The 18810-nt window shown below is 36.0% G+C and carries 22 protein-coding genes; 16 read left to right on the top strand and 6 right to left on the bottom strand.

Annotated features, from left to right (window positions below):
* Positions 1–18 precede the first annotated feature (18 nt).
* Positions 19–1824 carry a lipid A export permease/ATP-binding protein MsbA gene (gene msbA / locus JHT90_RS13625; protein ID WP_201091946.1) on the top strand — a complete coding sequence of 602 codons (1806 nt, stop codon included), beginning with the start codon at positions 19–21 and terminating at the stop codon, positions 1822–1824.
* Between the two features lie 61 nt (positions 1825–1885).
* On the opposite strand, the gene sodB is transcribed toward msbA, so the two are convergent.
* The 4 genes from sodB to ihfB form a co-directional block, all read right to left on the bottom strand.
* Entirely contained in the window at positions 1886–2464 is a 579-nt protein-coding gene (sodB, locus tag JHT90_RS13620; protein WP_201091944.1) for a superoxide dismutase [Fe], read from the bottom strand.
* Between the two features lie 174 nt (positions 2465–2638).
* Positions 2639–3535, bottom strand: a complete 897-nt coding sequence (argB, locus tag JHT90_RS13615; RefSeq protein ID WP_201091942.1) for an acetylglutamate kinase — start codon at positions 3533–3535, stop codon at positions 2639–2641.
* Between the two features lie 30 nt (positions 3536–3565).
* Complete coding sequence (locus JHT90_RS13610) at positions 3566–3868, bottom strand: LapA family protein (protein WP_201091940.1); 303 nt, start codon at positions 3866–3868, stop codon at positions 3566–3568.
* A gap of 22 nt (positions 3869–3890) precedes the next feature.
* On the bottom strand, positions 3891–4169 hold the full coding sequence (gene ihfB, locus JHT90_RS13605) for an integration host factor subunit beta (protein ID WP_201091938.1): 279 nt from the start codon (positions 4167–4169) through the stop codon (positions 3891–3893).
* Between the two features lie 228 nt (positions 4170–4397).
* Between ihfB and JHT90_RS13600 the strand changes: the two genes are divergently transcribed.
* The 6 genes from JHT90_RS13600 to hda all read left to right on the top strand — a co-directional run bounded on the left by JHT90_RS13600 (position 4398) and on the right by hda (position 8752).
* Positions 4398–5378, top strand: a complete 981-nt coding sequence (locus tag JHT90_RS13600; RefSeq protein ID WP_201091936.1) for a CYTH domain-containing protein — start codon at positions 4398–4400, stop codon at positions 5376–5378.
* Between the two features lie 78 nt (positions 5379–5456).
* Positions 5457–5948 carry a 5-(carboxyamino)imidazole ribonucleotide mutase gene (gene purE / locus JHT90_RS13595; RefSeq protein WP_201091934.1) on the top strand — a complete coding sequence of 164 codons (492 nt, stop codon included), beginning with the start codon at positions 5457–5459 and terminating at the stop codon, positions 5946–5948.
* A 9-nt stretch (positions 5949–5957) separates the two neighbouring features.
* Entirely contained in the window at positions 5958–7040 is a 1083-nt protein-coding gene (locus JHT90_RS13590) for a 5-(carboxyamino)imidazole ribonucleotide synthase (protein ID WP_201091931.1), read from the top strand.
* 6 nt (positions 7041–7046) lie between these two features.
* Positions 7047–7481: a hypothetical protein gene (locus tag JHT90_RS13585; RefSeq protein WP_201091929.1), complete on the top strand. Its 435-nt coding sequence runs from the start codon at positions 7047–7049 to the stop codon at positions 7479–7481.
* A 17-nt stretch (positions 7482–7498) separates the two neighbouring features.
* On the top strand, positions 7499–8044 hold the full coding sequence (locus JHT90_RS13580; protein ID WP_236253967.1) for a DUF3299 domain-containing protein: 546 nt from the start codon (positions 7499–7501) through the stop codon (positions 8042–8044).
* Complete coding sequence (hda, locus tag JHT90_RS13575; protein WP_201091927.1) at positions 8045–8752, top strand: DnaA regulatory inactivator Hda; 708 nt, start codon at positions 8045–8047, stop codon at positions 8750–8752.
* A 2-nt stretch (positions 8753–8754) separates the two neighbouring features.
* On the opposite strand, the gene arsC is transcribed toward hda, so the two are convergent.
* A complete protein-coding gene (gene arsC, locus JHT90_RS13570; protein WP_201091925.1) occupies positions 8755–9108 on the bottom strand; it encodes an arsenate reductase (glutaredoxin) in 354 nt (117 codons plus the stop codon).
* A 113-nt stretch (positions 9109–9221) separates the two neighbouring features.
* Between arsC and JHT90_RS13565 the strand changes: the two genes are divergently transcribed.
* A complete protein-coding gene (locus tag JHT90_RS13565) occupies positions 9222–10526 on the top strand; it encodes a YihY family inner membrane protein (protein ID WP_201091924.1) in 1305 nt (434 codons plus the stop codon).
* On the opposite strand, the gene JHT90_RS13560 is transcribed toward JHT90_RS13565, so the two are convergent.
* Positions 10501–10734: a YheU family protein gene (locus JHT90_RS13560; RefSeq protein WP_201091921.1), complete on the bottom strand. Its 234-nt coding sequence runs from the start codon at positions 10732–10734 to the stop codon at positions 10501–10503. The genes JHT90_RS13565 and JHT90_RS13560 overlap by 26 nt on opposite strands.
* A 116-nt stretch (positions 10735–10850) precedes the next feature.
* Here JHT90_RS13560 and mdtD point away from each other — a divergent pair, with 116 nt between their 5' ends.
* From mdtD to prfH, 8 genes are all read left to right on the top strand, one after another.
* A complete protein-coding gene (mdtD, locus tag JHT90_RS13555) occupies positions 10851–12260 on the top strand; it encodes a multidrug transporter subunit MdtD (RefSeq protein ID WP_201091919.1) in 1410 nt (469 codons plus the stop codon).
* Positions 12261–12321: 61 nt separating this feature from the next.
* A complete protein-coding gene (gene rph, locus JHT90_RS13550) occupies positions 12322–13044 on the top strand; it encodes a ribonuclease PH (RefSeq protein WP_201091917.1) in 723 nt (240 codons plus the stop codon).
* A gap of 122 nt (positions 13045–13166) precedes the next feature.
* Positions 13167–14075: a cation diffusion facilitator family transporter gene (locus JHT90_RS13545; RefSeq protein WP_201091916.1), complete on the top strand. Its 909-nt coding sequence runs from the start codon at positions 13167–13169 to the stop codon at positions 14073–14075.
* Positions 14076–14259: 184 nt separating this feature from the next.
* Positions 14260–15408: an L-threonine dehydrogenase gene (yiaY, locus tag JHT90_RS13540; protein ID WP_201091914.1), complete on the top strand. Its 1149-nt coding sequence runs from the start codon at positions 14260–14262 to the stop codon at positions 15406–15408.
* A 296-nt stretch (positions 15409–15704) separates the two neighbouring features.
* Positions 15705–16100 (top strand): glutaredoxin domain-containing protein, encoded by a 396-nt coding sequence (locus JHT90_RS13535; RefSeq protein ID WP_201091913.1) that lies wholly within the window; start codon positions 15705–15707, stop codon positions 16098–16100.
* A gap of 16 nt (positions 16101–16116) precedes the next feature.
* A complete protein-coding gene (locus JHT90_RS13530; protein ID WP_201091912.1) occupies positions 16117–16746 on the top strand; it encodes a GDSL-type esterase/lipase family protein in 630 nt (209 codons plus the stop codon).
* A gap of 268 nt (positions 16747–17014) precedes the next feature.
* Positions 17015–18145, top strand: a complete 1131-nt coding sequence (locus tag JHT90_RS13525; protein WP_201091911.1) for an RNA ligase RtcB family protein — start codon at positions 17015–17017, stop codon at positions 18143–18145.
* Positions 18145–18753, top strand: a complete 609-nt coding sequence (prfH, locus tag JHT90_RS13520) for a peptide chain release factor H (RefSeq protein ID WP_201091910.1) — start codon at positions 18145–18147, stop codon at positions 18751–18753. The genes JHT90_RS13525 and prfH overlap by 1 nt, the downstream gene beginning before the upstream one ends.
* Positions 18754–18810 lie beyond the last annotated feature (57 nt).

Below are 18810 nucleotides of genomic sequence, written 5' to 3'. Positions count from 1 at the left end.
AGAAGAATATGATAGATAATGAGTAACACTAAAAAACAAGTTTCCAGTTTAAAACTCTATTTTAGATTATTAACCTATGTAAGGCCTTATATTGGTTTTTTTGCAATTAGTATTCTAGGTTATATTATCTTTGCCTCTTCACAGCCTTTATTAGCCCACATCTTGCAATACTTTGTGGATGCTTTAGGTGGCAAATCTACTACCTTATTTCCAGGTGTGCCTTATTTAGAAACCTTAGATTTAATCTATGCTGTTCCTGTCTTTTTAGTTTTAATTGCTATTTGGCAAGGCATAGGATCATTTCTTGGTAGTTATTTTCTTGCAAGAGTGACATTAGGATTAGTACAAGATTTACGACTAGAGATGTTTAATAAGTTTTTTCAGTTACCTAGCCGTTACTTTGATGATCGTAATTCAGGTCATATGGTTTCGCTTATTTTATTTAACGTAAATATGGTAACTGGTGCCGCTACAGACGCTATTAAAGTAATCTTTAGAGAAGGTTTAACGGTTGTCTTTTTATTTTGTTATTTGCTGTATATGAATTGGAAATTGACCTTAGTAATGGTTGCTATATTACCAGTGATTGCAGTAATGGTTACTATTGCAGGTAAAAAATTCCGTAAGCAAAGTAAAAAAATTCAAATGGCCATGGGGGATTTAACCCATGTAACTTCTGAAACCGTGCAAAACTACCGTGTAGTTCGTAGTTTTGGTGGTGAAGCCTATGAGTCAAACCGCTTCAAAGAAGTAACAGAAGACAGCATGGCAAAACAACTAAAAATGACTAAAACAGGTGCGATTTATACCCCTTTATTGCAATTAGTTATTTATTCCGCAATGGCGGTGTTATTGTTCTTGGTTTTATTATTACGTGGTGATGCGAGTGCGGGGGAGCTAGTGGCTTATATTACTGCTGCTGGTTTGTTACCTAAGCCAATTAGACAATTATCGGAAGTAAGCTCTAATATCCAGAAAGGTTTAGCAGGGGCTGAAAGTATTTTTGAAGTATTGGATGAAGACCCTGAAGTTGATAATGGAACAGTTGAGAAAACAGACGTATTAGGAAGATTAGAGGTTAAGAATTTAGCTTTTACTTATCCTGGTACAGATAAGGAAGTGCTAAAAAATATTAATTTTACCATTGAACCAGGCCAAATGATTGCATTAGTCGGTCGTTCAGGAAGTGGTAAATCTACATTAGCGAGTTTGATACCGCGTTTTTATCAGCATACGCAGGGTAGTATTCTATTAGATAATGTGGATATTAATGATTATAAGTTAGCGAATCTTAGAAGACATATTTCATTAGTGACACAACAGGTTTCATTGTTTAATACCACTGTATTTAGAAATATAGCTTATGGCACATTGGCTAATAATCCGTTAGAAAGAATTAAAGAAGCTACAAAGGCAGCTTATGCGGATGAGTTTATTGAAAAATTACCTGAGGGATATGAAACATTAATTGGTGAAAATGGGGTAAAACTTTCTGGTGGACAACGACAACGATTATCCATTTCAAGAGCACTGCTAAAAAATGCACCTCTATTAATATTAGATGAAGCTACATCTGCATTAGATACTGAATCAGAAAGACATATTCAAGAAGCACTTGATAAAGTAATGGAAGGACGTACTACGTTAGTGATTGCTCATCGTTTATCTACTATTGAGAAAGCAGATATTATTTTAGTAATGGAGAATGGTGAGATCGTAGAAAGAGGAACTCATAGTGAGCTCCTTGCTTTAGACGGAGTCTATGCAAAATTACATGCTATGGGCTTTAAAGAAGATGAAAATAAAGAAGTCTTTACAGGGTAACTAACTTGTTAAGATATAAAAAAGGGAAGCTTATAGCTTCCCTTTTTATTTGTAGGATTGATTATGCAAAGTTTTTAGCAACAAAATCCCAGTTTAATAACGTCCAGAAATTTTCTAAATATTTTGGACGTAAGTTACGATAATCAATGTAATAAGCATGTTCCCAAACATCACAGGTTAATAGTGGTTTATCGCCAGATGTCATTGGATTGCCAGCGCCTGTAGTACTTGCTAAAGCTAAACTACCGTCTGCCTTTTTTACTAACCATGCCCAACCAGAACCAAAAGTACCGATTGCAGTTTTAGTGAATTCTTCTTTAAACTTTTCAAAAGAACCAAATGTTTTATTGATAGCATCTGCAACGGCGCCAGTTGGTTCGCCACCACCATTAGGGCTTAAGCAGTTCCAGTAAAAAGTATGGTTCCATACTTGCGCTGCATTATTAAAAATACCACCAGATGAAGTTTTAATGATCTCTTCTAAGGTTTTACCTTCAAACTCCGTACCTGGCACTAAGTTGTTTAACGTGTTTACATAGGTTTGATGATGTTTACCATAATGGTATTCAATAGTTTCTTGTGAAATATGTGGTTCTAGAGCATTCTTTTCATAAGGAAGGGCTGGTAATTCAAAAGCCATGTTAGTTCTCCATTTTCATCAGGTTAAAATATCCAGTGAAGATATCTAGTTAATTTTTATTGACACCGGTCAAATATAATACACTTAATAAATATAAATAAAAACTTATTAGTTGTGGGGAATATACAAAAAGTCGTATTGATAAAACATATGACTTTAGTCAATTTGCAAGCTCTATTTATTAGTTATCAGTGTTCCCACGCCTTTGTCAGTAAATATTTCTAAGAGTACCGCATTGGGAACCCTACCATCTAAAATAAGGGCGCTAGCAACGCCTGCTTTTACTGCTTCTAATGCACAATGAATCTTAGGTAACATGCCACCATAAATTGTGCCATCTGCAATTAGGCCATCAACTTGCTTTGTTGTTAACCCTGTTAAGATTTTTCCTTCTTTATCTAACAGACCTGCAATATTAGTCAGTAGCATCAATTTTTCTGCTTGTACTGCTTCTGCTACTTTACCTGCCACTAAATCAGCATTGATATTATATGATTTACCATCTTCTCCTACACCAATAGGGGCAATAACAGGGATAAAGTGACTGCTAACTAACATGTTAAGTAGTTCAGTGTTGATACCAATTACTTCACCCACTTGGCCAACATCTATAATTTCAGGTGTAGTCATTTCAGGTGTTTTACGGGTTACATTGAGCTTTTTAGCACGGATAAGACGAGCATCTTTACCTGTTAAACCAATAGCATTACCACCATTATGGTTAATTAGGTTAACGATTTCTTTATTAACTAAACCACCCAACACCATCTCTACCACATCCATGGTTTGACCATCAGTGACACGCATTCCATCAACAAAATGGCTTTCAATCGAAAGACGTTTGAGTAAGTCACCGATTTGTGGCCCTCCACCATGAACAACGATAGGATTGATACCAACTGCTTTCATAAGAACAATATCACGAGCAAAGCTATTTTTTAATGCTTCACTCTCCATGGCATTGCCGCCATATTTGATAACCAGTGTTTTGCCTACATAACGTTGAATATAGGGAAGTGCTTCGGTCAATACTTTAGCAACTTGAACAGCTTTATCGTGATCAAGTGACATAAAAATCTCCGTTGAGTTTTATATTAAATACTATTTAACTTGTAGAACAGTGGTATTTTGAGAGGCTAATTCTTTTTTACAGGCTGTAAGCTGCTTATTAGTTGATGCTAATTTTATTTTGAATTTAAGCAACACTAAATAACTGATAAATAATGCCAAAATTAAACCTAATAAAAACGCAGCAACTAATAATACAGCAAGAGGCATAGTAGGAGTCATGTAGCTTAGAAAGCTAATAGCAACTTGTGTTTCATTTTCTAAAATAAAAACTAATACAAATAATGCTATTACTAACAGCATAAGAAATAAAAGTACTTGCTGAAATCGACGCATGACCCTTCCTTTTATAAAAAAATTATTGGTTTACTCTGTCTCTTAATTCTTTACCTGGCTTAAAGTGAGGTACAAATTTACCCGTTAGGGATACTATTTCACCCGTTTTAGGGTTGCGGCCTTGGCGAGGTTTGCGATAATGCAGTGAAAAACTGCCAAAACCACGCACTTCAATTCTTTGTCCTTGTTCTAAGGAATCAGAAAGTTGTTCTAATAATATTTTAACTGCAGACTCAACCGTTTTTAATGGTAACGAATTGTTTTTTGTTGCGATTTTTTCAATTAACTCTGACTTGTTCATAAACATTCCTAACCGTCTTATAATATATGTCTATTATTGTCGTAAAAAAGAATAAAGTATATAGGTATTAGATAGTTAAATTAATAAAAAGTTATATTTTTTAGAGGCAGTTTTTAATGATATAGTAATTTTTGCTATTGATCTAGTATTGTATATTTCTAGTAACACAATATCACTATTGTTATTAACTATGTCAATACCTTTTTATTTTGCTAATAATGAGTATTTATGTCCAATCAAAATAGTTTAAAAGAAATAGAAATAAAACTTTATGCAACTGAGCAAACTTTAGCGCAAATTTATCAGCACCCCATATTTAGTCAGTTTAGTAAAGTTAGCTGGCAACAAAAAGAACTATTTAATCAATATATTGATACAGCAGATTATGCATTAACAGCCGCTAAAGTAGCATTAAGAGTGCGTAAGGATGGCGAGCAGTATATTCAAACGCTAAAAGCAAAAGGACATAGTATAGGCGGTTTTTCTGAACGTGATGAATTTGATTGGCTGATTGATAAGCCAGAATTAGATCTATCGTTATTGGATAATAAGCATTGGCCTAAGAGTTTGGCGCAATTAGATAAGTCACAATTACATCCCATATTTGCAACAGATTTTACAAGAAATTATGCTTTATTTACTTGGCAAAAGGAAAAAGAACAGGCTGAAATAGAAGTGGCTATAGATCAAGGATTAGTTAAAGCCAATCAAAAGCAAGAGCCAATTAATGAGTTGGAGTTAGAGTTAAGAAATGGCAGTACTGCGGTTATGTTAGATTTTGCCATTGAGCTAGCGAAGTTATTTCCATTAGTGCCAAGTGATACAAGTAAAGCTGAACGAGGTTATCGTTTAATCAACCCAGATAATTACCAGTTTTCGGTAGCTAAACAGCCAGTTTCTACTAATCCATACCAAGCTATACACTATTACTTAGCAATGTCGCAAAGGTTGTTAGAAGGTTATATATGGCAGCCTTCTAGAACTAGACTGGTTTCATGGTTAGAGCATTTGCAGCAATTAAATAGCCTATTAATGCAGCTGAAAATCGACTCATTAGTGACTCAATTAAGTGTCATTGTAGACGACTGGAAATCAATGATTACAAGTAGTGATGAGCAATTGATGGAAAAAGTTAAACAAGAGTTGAATAAAACAAGATGGGGGGTATTTTCATTATCTGCTTCTCATTGGTTGTTAAACCACTCTTAAAAAGTTATTATTCTGTTTTAATAAAACCACGCATTATCAGCGTGGTTTATTGTTTTTATTGACCAAGAGGTAAGGTAGATGAGTGCATTGGTTGGCGTTATTATGGGGTCTAAATCAGATTGGGCGACCCTGTGCCATACAGTAACCATTTTAGAAGAATTAAAAATTCCTCATGAAGTGAAGGTGATATCTGCGCATCGTACACCTGACCTATTGTTTGAATACGCTGAGCAAGCCGAACAACGAGGTTTAGAGGTTATTATCGCAGGAGCAGGCGGTGCAGCTCATCTACCTGGTATGTGTGCTGCTAAAACACACCTGCCAGTATTGGGTGTACCTGTACAATCAGCGATGTTATCAGGGGTTGATTCATTATTATCGATTGTACAAATGCCAGCAGGTATTCCTGTCGCTACCTTAGCGATTGGTAAAGCGGGGGCTGTTAATGCAGGCTTATTGGCTGCAAGTATATTGGGTAATAAATATCCTGACTATCACACAGCATTAAAAACCTATCGACAAAAACAAACAGAAACAGTATTAGCTAATTCTGATCCAAGAGTAGAGTAGAGGCGATCAATGAAAGTTGGGGTAATTGGTGGTGGTCAGTTAGGGCAAATGTTAGCACAAGCTGGGACTTCATTAGGGATGAAGTTTAGCTTTTTAGACCCAGCTAAGGATGCTTGTGCAGCCTCACTAGGACAACATATTTGTGCGAATTATGACGATAAGCAGGCACTACGACAACTGGCAGAAGAAGTCGACGTGGTTACTTTTGAGTTTGAAAGTGTGCCCGCTGAAACAGTAGCCTTTTTAAGTGATTTTGTGCCTGTTTACCCGAATGCAGAGTCATTGCGTATTGCCCGTGATCGTTGGTTTGAAAAAAGCTTATTTAAATCTTTAGCTATTCCTACCCCAGAGTTTGCTAATATTGAATCGCAACAGGATTTAGAACAGGCTGTGGCAGAGATAGGTTTACCTGCCGTGTTGAAAACCCGTACCCTTGGTTATGATGGCAAAGGGCAAAAAGTATTAAAGCAACCATCGGATGTTAGCAATGCCTTTGCTGAATTAGGTAATGTGCCTTGTATTCTTGAAGGGTTTGTTAATTTCTCAGGAGAGGTTTCTTTAATTGCAGTGCGTGGCCAAGATAAAGTAATTCGTTTTTATCCACTTGTGCATAATCAACATAACCAAGGTATTTTGCATCTTTCTATTGCCAGCGAACAACATCCTATGCAGGGTCTGGCAGAAAGTTATGTAGCAAAAGTGCTAGAAAAATTGGATTATGTGGGTGTTTTGGCGTTTGAGTTTTTTGAAGTGGAAAATGGTTTAAAAGCTAATGAAATAGCACCACGTGTACATAATTCAGGGCATTGGACAATAGAAGGTTCTGTTGCGAGTCAATTTGAGAATCATTTAAGAGCTATTGCAGGATTGCCTTTAGGCTCTACCCACAAGCGTGGTGAAAGTGCCATGTTAAATTTTATTGGTAGTATCCCTGCTAAGGATCAGATATTAAGTATTGAGAATTGTCATTTACATGACTATAGCAAAGCATTTAAGGCAGGCCGTAAAGTAGGCCATGCAACTATTAATTGTAATAATATAAATGACTTAAAACAAATTGTTAGTCACGTTGAAACTTTAATTAAAGGATAATGCAAGATGGTTAGTAGTTATCATCGTTTACTTCTAGCCCTGTTAATGATGCTGGTTTCATCCGTTAGCTTTGCATTGTCTTGTGTTGCTCCTCCAACTTTAGCAGAATATTTTAATAAAGCAGATGCTGTTTTTGTGGTAAAAGTTGATAGTGTTACTAATGAAGGTCTGCAAGCAGAGTTTATGGTCGAACAGATTTATAAAGGCGTCGTGCCTGAGCTAAATAAAATGATTATCAAACCAATGCCATATTGGTTTGATAAGGTGTTTTTTAAAAAACAACAGCACTATTTAGCTTTTTATCAGAAAGATGAAGATCTTTTTTGGGGCGCTTGCTCAAGAAATATTATCTTGTTAAATAAAAATAATAGAGATAAATTGGATAAAATTATGTCTTTATACAAGGAAGCAATGGAGTTAGAGAAGGATTTATCTTTATAACAAACATGAGGCATTAAGTGATTAAATTTTTAAAATTACTGATAATAAGCTTAACTGTTATTGTGACTTATGTTTATGCTGAACCATTAGAAACAGATTGGTTAGCGTTAATGCCAAAACAAGACCAGCAAGCCCTTGAAAATATGCCTGATTTAGTTACCCATGATACCGAAGAAGCGCCAGGAGCGTTTGAAACGAAAGGGGGCTTAAAACAAAGGGATAATTTGCCTGCTGTAATGTACTCTAAAAATACAGTGGCTAGTTTAGAGGGAAAGCTCATTAAATTAGGCGGTTATCCTGTCCCTATTGAAAACGATGCACAAGGTAAAGTGACACAACTGTTTATTGTGCCTTATCCAGGTGCTTGTATTCATGTGCCTCCACCACCTCCTAATCAAATTGTATTAATTAATTACCCTAAAGGTATTCAAATTAATGATATTTATGAACCTATTTGGGTAATAGGGAAATTACATATTGAACAAGTAACGAATGAACTGGCAGATGCAGTGTATACAATGCAAGCTGATAATGTACGCTTAGTACAGGAAAGTGATTTGTAAATGAAAAAGCCAACGCAATTAGCACTAAGCATTCATTTGGCTGATGATGTTAGCTTTAGTAATTATTATGCAGGGAGTAATGCGGCTGCTTTAAAATATGTGGAGCGCTTATGTGACCCTGAAGCAGGCTGGGTCGAGAGCTTAATTTATTTATGGGGTAGTAAGGGAGTTGGCTGTAGTCATTTATTGCAAGCGGCTTGTTTACAATTGCAACTAGCAGGGCGCAATGCTATCTATCTGCCATTGAATGAGCTAGTTTGTTATACCCCTGATATTCTAGAAAATTTAGAACAATATGATTTAGTGTGCTTGGATGATCTGCAACTAATCGTTAACAACAAAGTATGGCAAGAGGCTTTATTTCATCTGTTTAATCGTTTACGGGACAATGGTAAACATTTGCTAATAGCTGCTGATAGATCACCAAGAGCGCTCAATCTAGAATTGGCTGATTTACAATCAAGATTGATGCTAGCATTGGTTTTTCAATTACATATACTGTCTGATGAAGATAAATTAAAGGCATTACAGTTAAGAGCCTCTGCAAGAGGTATAACATTATCAGATGAAGTTGGGCATTTTATTTTAGCCCGAGAAGAACGCAATTTAGCTAATTTGTTTTTGTTATTAGATAAATTAGATAAAGCTTCCTTAGAAGCCCGTCACAAGTTAACAATTCCTTTTGTTAAACAAGTATTAAATTGGTAAGATTACTTAATTAGCGCTAGAACATTTTCGGGTGGGCGACCAATTACTGCTTTGTTATCTACTACTAAAATAGGACGTTCTATTAACTTTGGATGCTTTACCATAGCATCAATTAATTTAGTTTCTGTTAATGAATCGTCAACTAAACCTAATTCTTTATATTCATCTTCGCTTGTACGTAATAATTGGCGAGCAGAAATACCTAACTTGGACAATATTTCTTTAAGTGTTTTGTGGTCGGGTGGTGTTTCTAAGTAATGAATAATAGTAGGAGTAATTGATTGTTCTTCGATTAATGCAAGTGCTTGCCGTGATTTTGAGCAACGCGGATTATGGTAGAAAATATATTCAGTCATTATAAATACCTTAATTGTGTAGTGATTTAATGGATTTTAATGTGTGTAATTGTTAAGTTGTTTGAGAAAATGTTACAACTTATCTTAATAACTTGCCAAGATAAAGGTTGTTTATGTGGAAACATGTAGTTAGTTTTTATGAGTTTATCCGCTTTCTAGTAGTGCGTTTTTTTGAAGATAGGGGAACTCAAAATGCAGGATCATTAACCTATACAACACTATTTGCTGTTGTACCGATTATGACGGTTGTATTCGTAATGATTTCTGGTATCCCTGCTTTTCAGGGAATTGAAGGAAAAATACAAGAATATATTGTTGATAATTTCTTGCCATCTGCTGGGGACAAGATTTTTGAGTATATCAATGGTTTTATTTCGCAAGCTCGTAATTTAACATGGATTGGTATTATCTTTTTGATAGTAACTACCTTTATGATGTTAGTAACCATTGAATCAGCATTTAATACGATTTGGCGAGTACAAAAAGCACGGCACGGTTTAGCCCGTTTTTTATTGTATTGGGCGTTATTAAGCCTAGGCCCTTTGTTAATTGGTGCTAGTTTTGCCGCCAGTACCTATATTATGTCTCTGTCATTCTTTTCTAATACCGAGGCTAATCCTTGGATTGCTGATATATTAAGGTTTACCCCTTTTATTGCTACGGCAGGTGGTTTTACTTTATTTTACACAGCGATTCCAAATACCCGTGTACCAATTACACATGCATTAATTAGTGCAATAGTTGCTGCACTGTTATTTGAAGCAGCACGAGGACTTTTTGGACTTTATGTAAAGACCTTTCCTAGTTATCAATTAATCTATGGTGCTTTTGCGGCGTTCCCGTTATTTTTATTGTGGATTTATGTTTCTTGGATCATTGTCTTAATTGGTTGCGAGCTTTGTTGCTGTTTAGGCTTACGCCGTTATATGCAACAACGCGATGTACCTGCGTTAGTAGTAGCTTTAGTGGTGCTTAAAGTGCTTTATGATGGTCAGTTAAAAGGAAGAGCTATTAATCACCGTGATGTACAAGCTGCAGGTTGGTCTTTACCCGAAGATGAGTGGGCAAAATTATTAGATTTTTTTAAGAAAGAAGAATTAGTGTATGAAGTGAATAATGGTGCTGGATGGGTGCTTTCACGAGATATTAATCAGTACCCTATTCAGCGTTTGATTACTCATAGTCCTTGGCCCTTACCAAGAGTTGACCAGTTACCGGAATCATTAGAGAAATGTTGGTTTGAGAGAATACGAGCTGCATTAATTGAAATAGAGCAAGCAGAAGCTAGTATCTTAGAAGGTAGTTTAGCCTCATGGTTAACGCCTTGTGAAGAAGAGCCAACAGAGAGCAGTGAGGCAGTTTTAGAAGAAAAACTTATTGAGCAGGAAGATGTTACAGATCAGCAAGCCACTCCTTAGGAATGTCTTGTTTTAACATTAATGAGCAGGCTTCTGTTGATTGATCAAAAACAATATAAGCCTGTTGTTTTTCAAGCGCGTGCTTGACTCGTTGAACACGGGTGGCTAGTGGTGTTTCATCACCATTATCCGTTCCATCGCGACTAACAAAGTCTTCAATAAGGTTGTTCAGTATTTCTGGGTCAAGTAAATGGTGAGGAATTATCATAAATACTTTTTTAACTAATAAATTAGTTTTAGATTATAAAGTATTTTCTTTCGTAAATGGGTAGATATGCCTAAACTATCTATCAATCATTTAACGCAATTGAATAGTTAATTATTATGCCTGTAATGCCATTAGATATTTCCGCACAAGTAAAAAAACTTTTGCCATGGATTGTAGCTATTGCATTTTTCATGCAAAGTTTAGATGCAACCATCTTAAATATTGCTTTGCCCTCGATGGCCACTGATTTAAATGTTAATCCGTTACAAATGCAAAGCGCCATTATTGCCTATATGCTCACTGTAGCCTTGGTAATTCCTGTTTGTGGTTGGATTTCCGATCGATTTGGCACTAAAAAAGTATTTTTCTTTGCGGTAGCATTATTTACCTTAGGGTCTATATTTTGTGCGGCTGCTTGGTCTCTACCCATACTTGTTATAGGTCGTATTATTCAAGGTTTGGGTGGTGCTTTAATGATGCCAGTAGGGCGTTTGGTTATCTTAAAAGTTTATCCACGCAGTGAATTTGTGAAAGTGATGAGCTTTGTAACTATTCCTGGTCTACTAGGACCATTGTTAGGCCCAACGGTTGGAGGATGGTTAGTTGAGTATTTTTCATGGCATTGGATTTTCTTAATTAATGTCCCTATGGGGATACTAGGTTGTTTTGTCGCTTGTAAATTTATGCCAGATTTACGTGGTGCTATACGTACTAAGTTTGATTTTATAGGGTTTATACTATTTGGCACTGCTATGATAATGATTAGCTTTGCCCTTGAAGGATTATCTGAAATTCATTTACCTGCTAGTTTTGTCACGCTTTTATTTATATTGGGATTTAGTTGTTTTATTGGGTACTGGTGGCATGCCTTTAGAATTGAGTTTCCACTTTTTCCTCCTAGTCTGTTTAAAATTCGTAGTTTTTCAATTGGTATTCTGGGAAATTTATTTGCTCGTTTAGGCAATGGTTCTTTACCTTTTTTAATCCCTTTATTATTACAGCTTGCTTTAGGTTATTCTCCTGCGGAGGCAGGTATGATGATGATACCAACTGCGCTGTGTGCTATTTTAAGTAAATCATTAGTGCGTCATATCATTAATTTCTTTGGATACCGTTGGGTATTAACCGTCAATACACTATTGCTAGGTTTATTAATTTGTAGTTTCTCATGGGTTGATAAAGAAATGCCATTTCTATTACTGTTAGCTATGCTAGGAGCTACAGGAGCAATAAATTCTTTACAATTTACAGCCATGAATACAGTCGCTTTGTTTCAACTAGATGATGACTTGGCGAGTAGTGGTAATGCATTGTTATCAGTGGTTGTGCAACTATCAATTAGTTTTGGGGTAGCTATTTCTGCCATATTATTGGCTTATTTTAATGGTGGTCAGCCTGCTGTTGATAGTATAGAAGTGTTGCCTGCGTTTCAGGGTACATTCTTGGGAGTGGGATTATTTACAGTGTTTTCTGCGGTTATTTTTTATTTGTTACCAACACAAATTGGAATGACACACAAGAAGTAATCATTTCAAGGTATGGTGTATAATAATAGTTTAATTAAGGTTCAGAAAATTAGGAAAGACTATGAAACGACCCAGCGGACGCGAGGCAGCCCAATTACGTTCTATCAAGATTACTAGAAACTATACTAAACATGCAGAAGGTTCTGTATTAGTCGAGTTTGGCGATACTAAAGTTATTTGCACAGTTTCTGTTGAGTCGAATGTTCCTAGATTTTTAAAAGGAGCAGGGCAAGGTTGGTTAACCGCCGAATATGGCATGTTACCTCGCTCAACGGGTGAACGTATGCAACGAGAGTCTGCAAAAGGTAAGCAAAGTGGTCGTACCCAAGAAATACAGCGATTAATTGGACGCTCTTTAAGAGCCGCGCTTGATTTAACTAAGCTAGGTGAATATACCTTGCATATAGACTGTGATGTTATTCAAGCTGATGGTGGCACACGTACTGCCTCTATTACAGGTGCATCAGTGGCGTTAGTCGATGCATTGCAAGTGATGAAACAACGAGGACAATTAAAAGCTGATCCATTTAAGCATTTTATTGCTGCTGTTTCAGTAGGTATTTATCAAGGCCAAGCGGTTTTAGATTTAGATTATTTGGAAGACTCTGGCGCAGAAACTGACTTGAATGTAGTAATGACAGATGCCGGTGGTTTTATTGAGGTGCAGGGAACAGCTGAGGGAGAACCATTCCAGCCAGATGAATTAAATAGCATGCTAGTTTTAGCTAAACAAGGTATTGAAGAAATCTTTGCAATTCAAAAACAAGCATTAGCTTGTAACTAGTTCTAACAACATGAGCCACCTAAGATTAGAGTGGCTCACTTCAAGTCTAAATATCTATTTTTACTCTAATAATCTAATATAGCTAGGACAGCCCAATTATTTGTTATTGATGGGGATAGGTAGTGAGTACCACAAAAGAAGTTAAAATTTTTAAATTATCGATCAGTGTAACCTTGGTTATTGCTGCTGTTGGTATTGTGTTTGGTTTATTGTCAGGCTCACAGTCCATTTTGTTTGATGGTATCTTCTCAACCATTGATACCGCCATGTCAGTCTTATCAGTACTGGTTATTAAGTTAATGGCAAAACAATCAACCAATCGGTTTCAATTTGGTTTCTGGCACTTTGAACCCATTGCAGCAACGGTCAACGGTTCGATTATTTTGTTATTGTGTTTATATGCACAGCTTAATGCCATATTAAATATTATTGATGGCGGCCATAGCCTAACCTTTAGTTTCGCTACGATATATGCTGTATTAGTTTGTAGTGTTTGCTTTGGCATGTATTTTTATGAGAAAAGAATTAACGCACAATTGAAATCTGATTTACTGCAAATAGATGTTAATAGCTGGTTAATGTCTAGTTTAATTACCTCAGCCTTATTAATCGCATTTATTATTGGCCTATTAATTCAAGGAACACAATACCAATATTGGTCACCTTATATTGACTCAGTAGCTTTGCTTGTTTTAACCGTTTTCTTTATTCCTGTGCCTTTAAAAATATTAAAGCAGTCATTGCAAGAAATTTTCTTAGTTGCTTCCAAAGAGTTAGATAATGAAGTCAATCAACTTGCTAGCAAGATTGTACAACAACATGGATTAGTAAATTATGAGAGTTATGTGGTAAAAACAGGACGTTTATATTCCATAGAAATTCATCTCATCACACCTGAAACTTTTGCGAAAGAACAAGGGGTTATCGCTTTAGATAATATTAGAGAACAAATTGCCTCACAGTTATCTATCCCCCCTCAACAAAGATGGCTAACCATTTGTTTTACGAGTAAAGAGAAATGGAGTTGTTGACTTCATGAGGTGATTATTTGACATATGCCAATTTTGGATGGCGAAATTCAGCACCCTCTGTGCTATAATTATAAATATATATCAATAAATAATAAGTAGTATGTTGACGTATATTTAGTGGTAAAAACCACAATTAACTTTTAATCATAGACCACTTTTTAGTGGTTTAGCGTGAGAGGCTATTATGAGTACTACATTTTTTATTCCTGCTGTAAATGTTATGGGTGATGGCGCGTTAGCGGATGCAGTTGGATTACTGAAAGGTTATGGTTTCAAGCAAGCATTAATAGTAACAGATGATTTTTTAAATAAATCTGGCGTTGTAAAAACAGTAACTGATTTATTAGATAAAGAAGGCATTAAGGCTGTTGTATATCCTGGTACTAAGCCAAATCCTACCACTACCAATGTACAAGAAGGTTTGGATTTATTAAAAGCAAATAATTGTGATTTTGTCATTTCATTGGGTGGTGGCTCACCTCATGATTGTGCAAAAGGTATTGCACTATGCGCTACCAATGGTGGTCATATTAGTGATTATGAAGGCGTGGATCGTTCTGCTAAACCACAGTTACCACTTGTAGCAATTAATACTACGGCTGGTACAGCCAGTGAAATGACACGTTTCTGCATTATTACAGATGAAGCGCGTCATATTAAAATGGCTATTGTTGATCGCAATACAACGCCAGTTTTATCTGTGAATGATCCTCAATTAATGCATGGTATGCCTGCAGGTTTAACAGCAGCAACAGGTATGGATGCATTAACCCATGCTGTTGAAGCGTATGTTTCTATTGCAGCTAACCCTATTACAGATGCTTGTGCTTTAAAAGCTGTTACTTTAATCGCCAACAATTTACGTACAGCAGTTAAAGAGGGTACTAATGCAGTAGCACGTGAAAATATGGCTTATGCACAGTTCTTAGCGGGGATGGCATTCAATAATGCTTCTCTAGGCTATGTACATGCAATGGCTCACCAATTAGGTGGCTTCTATGATTTACCTCATGGAGTTTGTAATGCGGTATTACTACCTCATGTACAAGAATATAACTTACCTTCATGCGCGCCACGTTTAAAAGATGTAGCAGCTGCAATGGGCGTTGATGTTAAAGACATGTCTGATGAGCAAGGTGCTAAAGCTTGTGTTGCTGAAATTAAAAAGTTAGCAAAAGATGTAGGTATCCCTGCTAATTTAACAGCACTTAATGCCAAAGCAGAAGATATTCCTACATTAGCTGCTAATGCATTAAAAGATGCTTGTGCAATTACTAACCCTCGTCAAGGCGATCAAGCAGAAGTTGAAGGAATCTTCAAAGCTGCTATGTAATCTCTGTTAAGTAACAGGTCGTTTGGCCTGTTACTTACTCAAGAATATAAAAACTATAAAAATTAAATAACATAATTGTTTAAGCATAAAATAATAGCAAATAGTTTATGCGCTAAATAAAATATTCTAAATACAACATTACAATAATATGCTGAAAAACATGCTTGTTTCTCTAACAATTATGAAGATAATACGTGGCTTACAAATAAAGTGTTTACAAAAAACGATAATTTTCATTTATTATCAGTTATGATGATAAATATGAAATATTAAGTTAAAGAGGTAAAGGAGTTATTTTGAAATATATTATTATTGTGATAATAGTATTAGCGGCAGGTTATTTTATTTTGGAAAATAGCAAACCTCAAGAAGAGCCTATGCGCCTGACAAATGAAGATATAAATAATTTCTTTACAGGCGTTAAAAGTGCTGGGCAAAATAATGCACAAGATACTATTCACTTTTACTCCACAGCATGGTGTGGCTATTGCAAAAAGGCAAGAAATATACTTATACAAAGTGGTGTTCGTTATAAAGAATATGATATTGAAAAAGATGCTATGGCTAGTGAGCGACATAAAAAGTTAGGTGGCCGTGGAGTCCCTTTAATAGAAGCAAATGGCAAAGTTATTAAAGGCTATAATGAACAGATTTTAAAAGAATTAGTTGCAGATAAACGTTATCAACCTTAAGAGAATATAAATAGTAATGAACTTAATAAAACATAGCATAATAATTCTTTTAGTAATTATATTAGGTGCATGTGGTAAATCAGAAGTTCAGTATGACGCAATTAGCTCAGATAGCACTGTAGTGGCATTTGGTGATAGTGTTACTTATGGCTTTGGTGTCTCTAAAGAGCAAAACTACCCCTCTCGGTTAGCAGTGATTACAGGTTGGAATATTATTAATGCTGGTGTTTCTGGTGAGCGTGCAGATCAGGCAAAAAATAGAATTTCATCCGTATTAAAACAATATCAACCTAAATTAGTATTGATTGAAATCGGTGGAAATGACTTTTTAAGACGACGCAAAGAGCAAGCAGTAAAAGAAGATGTTAGAGCTATTATTAAGGCAGTAAAAGCAGAAAATGCGATTCCTGTGTTAATAGCAGTGCCCGCATTATCCCCCATAGCAATGATGGGGCTACCTTCAGACTCAGCAATTTATAAAGAGTTAGCTAAAGAAGAAAATGTTATATTAATCAATTCCGTTTTTTCTAATGTTTTAAGGGATGAAAAATTAAGACTAGATAATATCCATCCTAATGCGCAGGGCTATCAGCGAATGGTAGAGGGCATGGTAGAACAGTTAAGAGATAATGGTTTATTATATTAAATGAACTGATGATGAAAAAAACAGTTTAATAATTGACTGTTGATTTAAGATAATTTAAATTGCCTACAAAATTTCAATTCAACTACTGCAAAGGAGATTAATTATGCTTGTTACTACTATCCTTTGCAGGTCATTCCAAGGTTAATAATACCTTTTTTGCCTTGGTTTAGGCCTGCCAATTCTACAAACGAGTAATAGTGCTATTCGATAAAGAATAGAGTTTGCTATTGCCTAAAATTTTTAAATATATAATTAATGGAATTGGTCTATGGGCAATTTTATTCGTACTTTGTCTGAAGGTGTTAGTTTAGTCGCCTCAGACGATACATGGATTGAAGGAAATGCAATCCAACAATTACAAACAACAGCAAAATTAACAGGTATGCTGAAGGTTATTGGTATGCCAGATTTACACGCAGGTCGTGGTTATCCGATTGGTGCTGCTTTCTTTTCAGTGGGGTGTTTTTATCCCGCATTAGTGGGTGGCGATATTGGTTGTGGGATGTCACTTTGGCAAACAAATATTAATACAGTAGGTTTAAATTTAGATAAATTAGAGAAACGGTTAGGATGTATTGATGCACCAGTGGTGAGTGAGGAAAAGCAACAGCTTTTAAATGTGGCTGAATCTTTATCCACTAATGCCCCTGGCACTATTGGTGCAGGTAATCATTTTGCAGAGCTACAGCAATTAGACACTATTTATGATGAAACTAAAACTACCGTATTGCAGCTAGATAAAAGGAATTTGCAGTTACTGGTACATAGCGGTTCTAGAGGGTTGGGTGGAAATATTTTACGTATTCATGTAGAACGTTTTAATCATAACGGTTTGTTAGAGAATACTGTTGAAGCAACTGATTATTTAGCACAACATAACTATGCATTACGTTTCGCTACTGAAAATAGAGAGCTGATTGCTAGACGTATATTAAAGCGTTTACGAAGTAATGGTCGTAAACTAGTAGATATTAGCCATAACTTAGTTACACCAGAAACCATTGCAGGCAAACAAGGTTGGTTACATCGTAAAGGAGCAGCACCTGCGGATAAAGGGTTAGTTGTTATCCCTGGTTCTCGAGGTGATTATAGTTATCTAGTACAACCAATTAACACAGAAAAGGGTTTACTGTCATTAGCCCATGGCGCTGGTCGTAAATGGATGCGTTCTGAATGTAAAGGACGGTTAGCTAAGCGTTATACTGCTGCTCAATTAACGCGTACGAAGTTGGGTAGTCGAGTGGTTTGCTGTAATCGTGAATTACTTTATGAGGAAGCACCACAAGCTTATAAATCAATTGATACAGTGATTGAAGCGATGCTAGGTGCAGGGCTTATTAAATTAGTTGCACGTTTTAAACCAGTACTGACATACAAAACGCAGAAGGAGGATAATTAATGTTATTACTTCAATTATCTTCTGCACAAGGACCTGAAGAATGTTGTTTAGCAGTCGCTAAAGCATTACAAAAGCTGCATAAAGAAGCAGAGCAAGCTAAGGTTAAGTTAACTATTATCGAACAGGAAAAAGGACGCAATGCTAATACATTACGTTCTGTATTGGTTACTTTGGACGGTGAGCAAGAGCAGTTTATTGCAGAGCAATGGGTAGGCTCAATTCAGTGGATTTGTCAAAGCCCATATCGCCCTAATCATGGTCGTAAAAATTGGTTTATTGGTGTCGCCTGTTTTAATACTCCACATGTGGCGAGTGATGGTGAAATCAAGTTTGAAACAATGCGTGCATCAGGAGCAGGCGGTCAGCATGTTAATAAAACCGATTCAGCGGTAAGAGCCACGCATCTAGCTACAGGGATTACGGTTAAGGTACAAAGTGAACGTAGCCAACATGCTAATAAACGTTTGGCGTTATTGTTGATAAGCCAAAAATTAGCTAAGAAAAAGCAGTTGATAGAAGGAGAGCATAAAGCAGAACGGCGTTTATTTCATCATCATATTGAACGAGGAAATGCTAAGCGTATTTTTAAAGGAATAGATTTTATATAGCTATTGTTCTGTATTTTTATACTGCGTTAAATGACTTTGTGGTACTAGTTGTACTGT

Source organism: Entomomonas asaccharolytica, assembly GCF_016653615.1.
Taxonomy (GTDB): domain Bacteria; phylum Pseudomonadota; class Gammaproteobacteria; order Pseudomonadales; family Pseudomonadaceae; genus Entomomonas; species Entomomonas asaccharolytica.
This window is presented reverse-complemented; position numbering and strand designations above follow the sequence as displayed.

Bases quoted from the DNA above. Each gene is read 5' to 3' on its own strand.
- msbA (WP_201091946.1), top strand. From the start codon at position 19: ATGAGTAACACTAAAAAACAAGTTTCCAGTTTAAAACTCTATTTTAGA.
- hda (WP_201091927.1), top strand. From the start codon at position 8,045: ATGAAAAAGCCAACGCAATTAGCACTAAGCATTCATTTGGCTGATGAT.
- JHT90_RS13590 (WP_201091931.1), top strand. From the start codon at position 5,958: ATGAAAGTTGGGGTAATTGGTGGTGGTCAGTTAGGGCAAATGTTAGCA.
- arsC (WP_201091925.1), bottom strand. From the start codon at position 9,108: ATGACTGAATATATTTTCTACCATAATCCGCGTTGCTCAAAATCACGG.
- JHT90_RS13585 (WP_201091929.1), top strand. From the start codon at position 7,047: ATGGTTAGTAGTTATCATCGTTTACTTCTAGCCCTGTTAATGATGCTG.
- rph (WP_201091917.1), top strand. From the start codon at position 12,322: ATGAAACGACCCAGCGGACGCGAGGCAGCCCAATTACGTTCTATCAAG.
- JHT90_RS13610 (WP_201091940.1), bottom strand. From the start codon at position 3,868: ATGCGTCGATTTCAGCAAGTACTTTTATTTCTTATGCTGTTAGTAATA.
- sodB (WP_201091944.1), bottom strand. From the start codon at position 2,464: ATGGCTTTTGAATTACCAGCCCTTCCTTATGAAAAGAATGCTCTAGAA.
- ihfB (WP_201091938.1), bottom strand. From the start codon at position 4,169: ATGAACAAGTCAGAGTTAATTGAAAAAATCGCAACAAAAAACAATTCG.
- argB (WP_201091942.1), bottom strand. From the start codon at position 3,535: ATGTCACTTGATCACGATAAAGCTGTTCAAGTTGCTAAAGTATTGACC.
- purE (WP_201091934.1), top strand. From the start codon at position 5,457: ATGAGTGCATTGGTTGGCGTTATTATGGGGTCTAAATCAGATTGGGCG.
- JHT90_RS13525 (WP_201091911.1), top strand. From the start codon at position 17,015: ATGGGCAATTTTATTCGTACTTTGTCTGAAGGTGTTAGTTTAGTCGCC.
- JHT90_RS13565 (WP_201091924.1), top strand. From the start codon at position 9,222: ATGTGGAAACATGTAGTTAGTTTTTATGAGTTTATCCGCTTTCTAGTA.
- JHT90_RS13530 (WP_201091912.1), top strand. From the start codon at position 16,117: ATGAACTTAATAAAACATAGCATAATAATTCTTTTAGTAATTATATTA.
- JHT90_RS13600 (WP_201091936.1), top strand. From the start codon at position 4,398: ATGTCCAATCAAAATAGTTTAAAAGAAATAGAAATAAAACTTTATGCA.
- prfH (WP_201091910.1), top strand. From the start codon at position 18,145: ATGTTATTACTTCAATTATCTTCTGCACAAGGACCTGAAGAATGTTGT.
- mdtD (WP_201091919.1), top strand. From the start codon at position 10,851: ATGCCTGTAATGCCATTAGATATTTCCGCACAAGTAAAAAAACTTTTG.
- JHT90_RS13560 (WP_201091921.1), bottom strand. From the start codon at position 10,734: ATGATAATTCCTCACCATTTACTTGACCCAGAAATACTGAACAACCTT.
- yiaY (WP_201091914.1), top strand. From the start codon at position 14,260: ATGAGTACTACATTTTTTATTCCTGCTGTAAATGTTATGGGTGATGGC.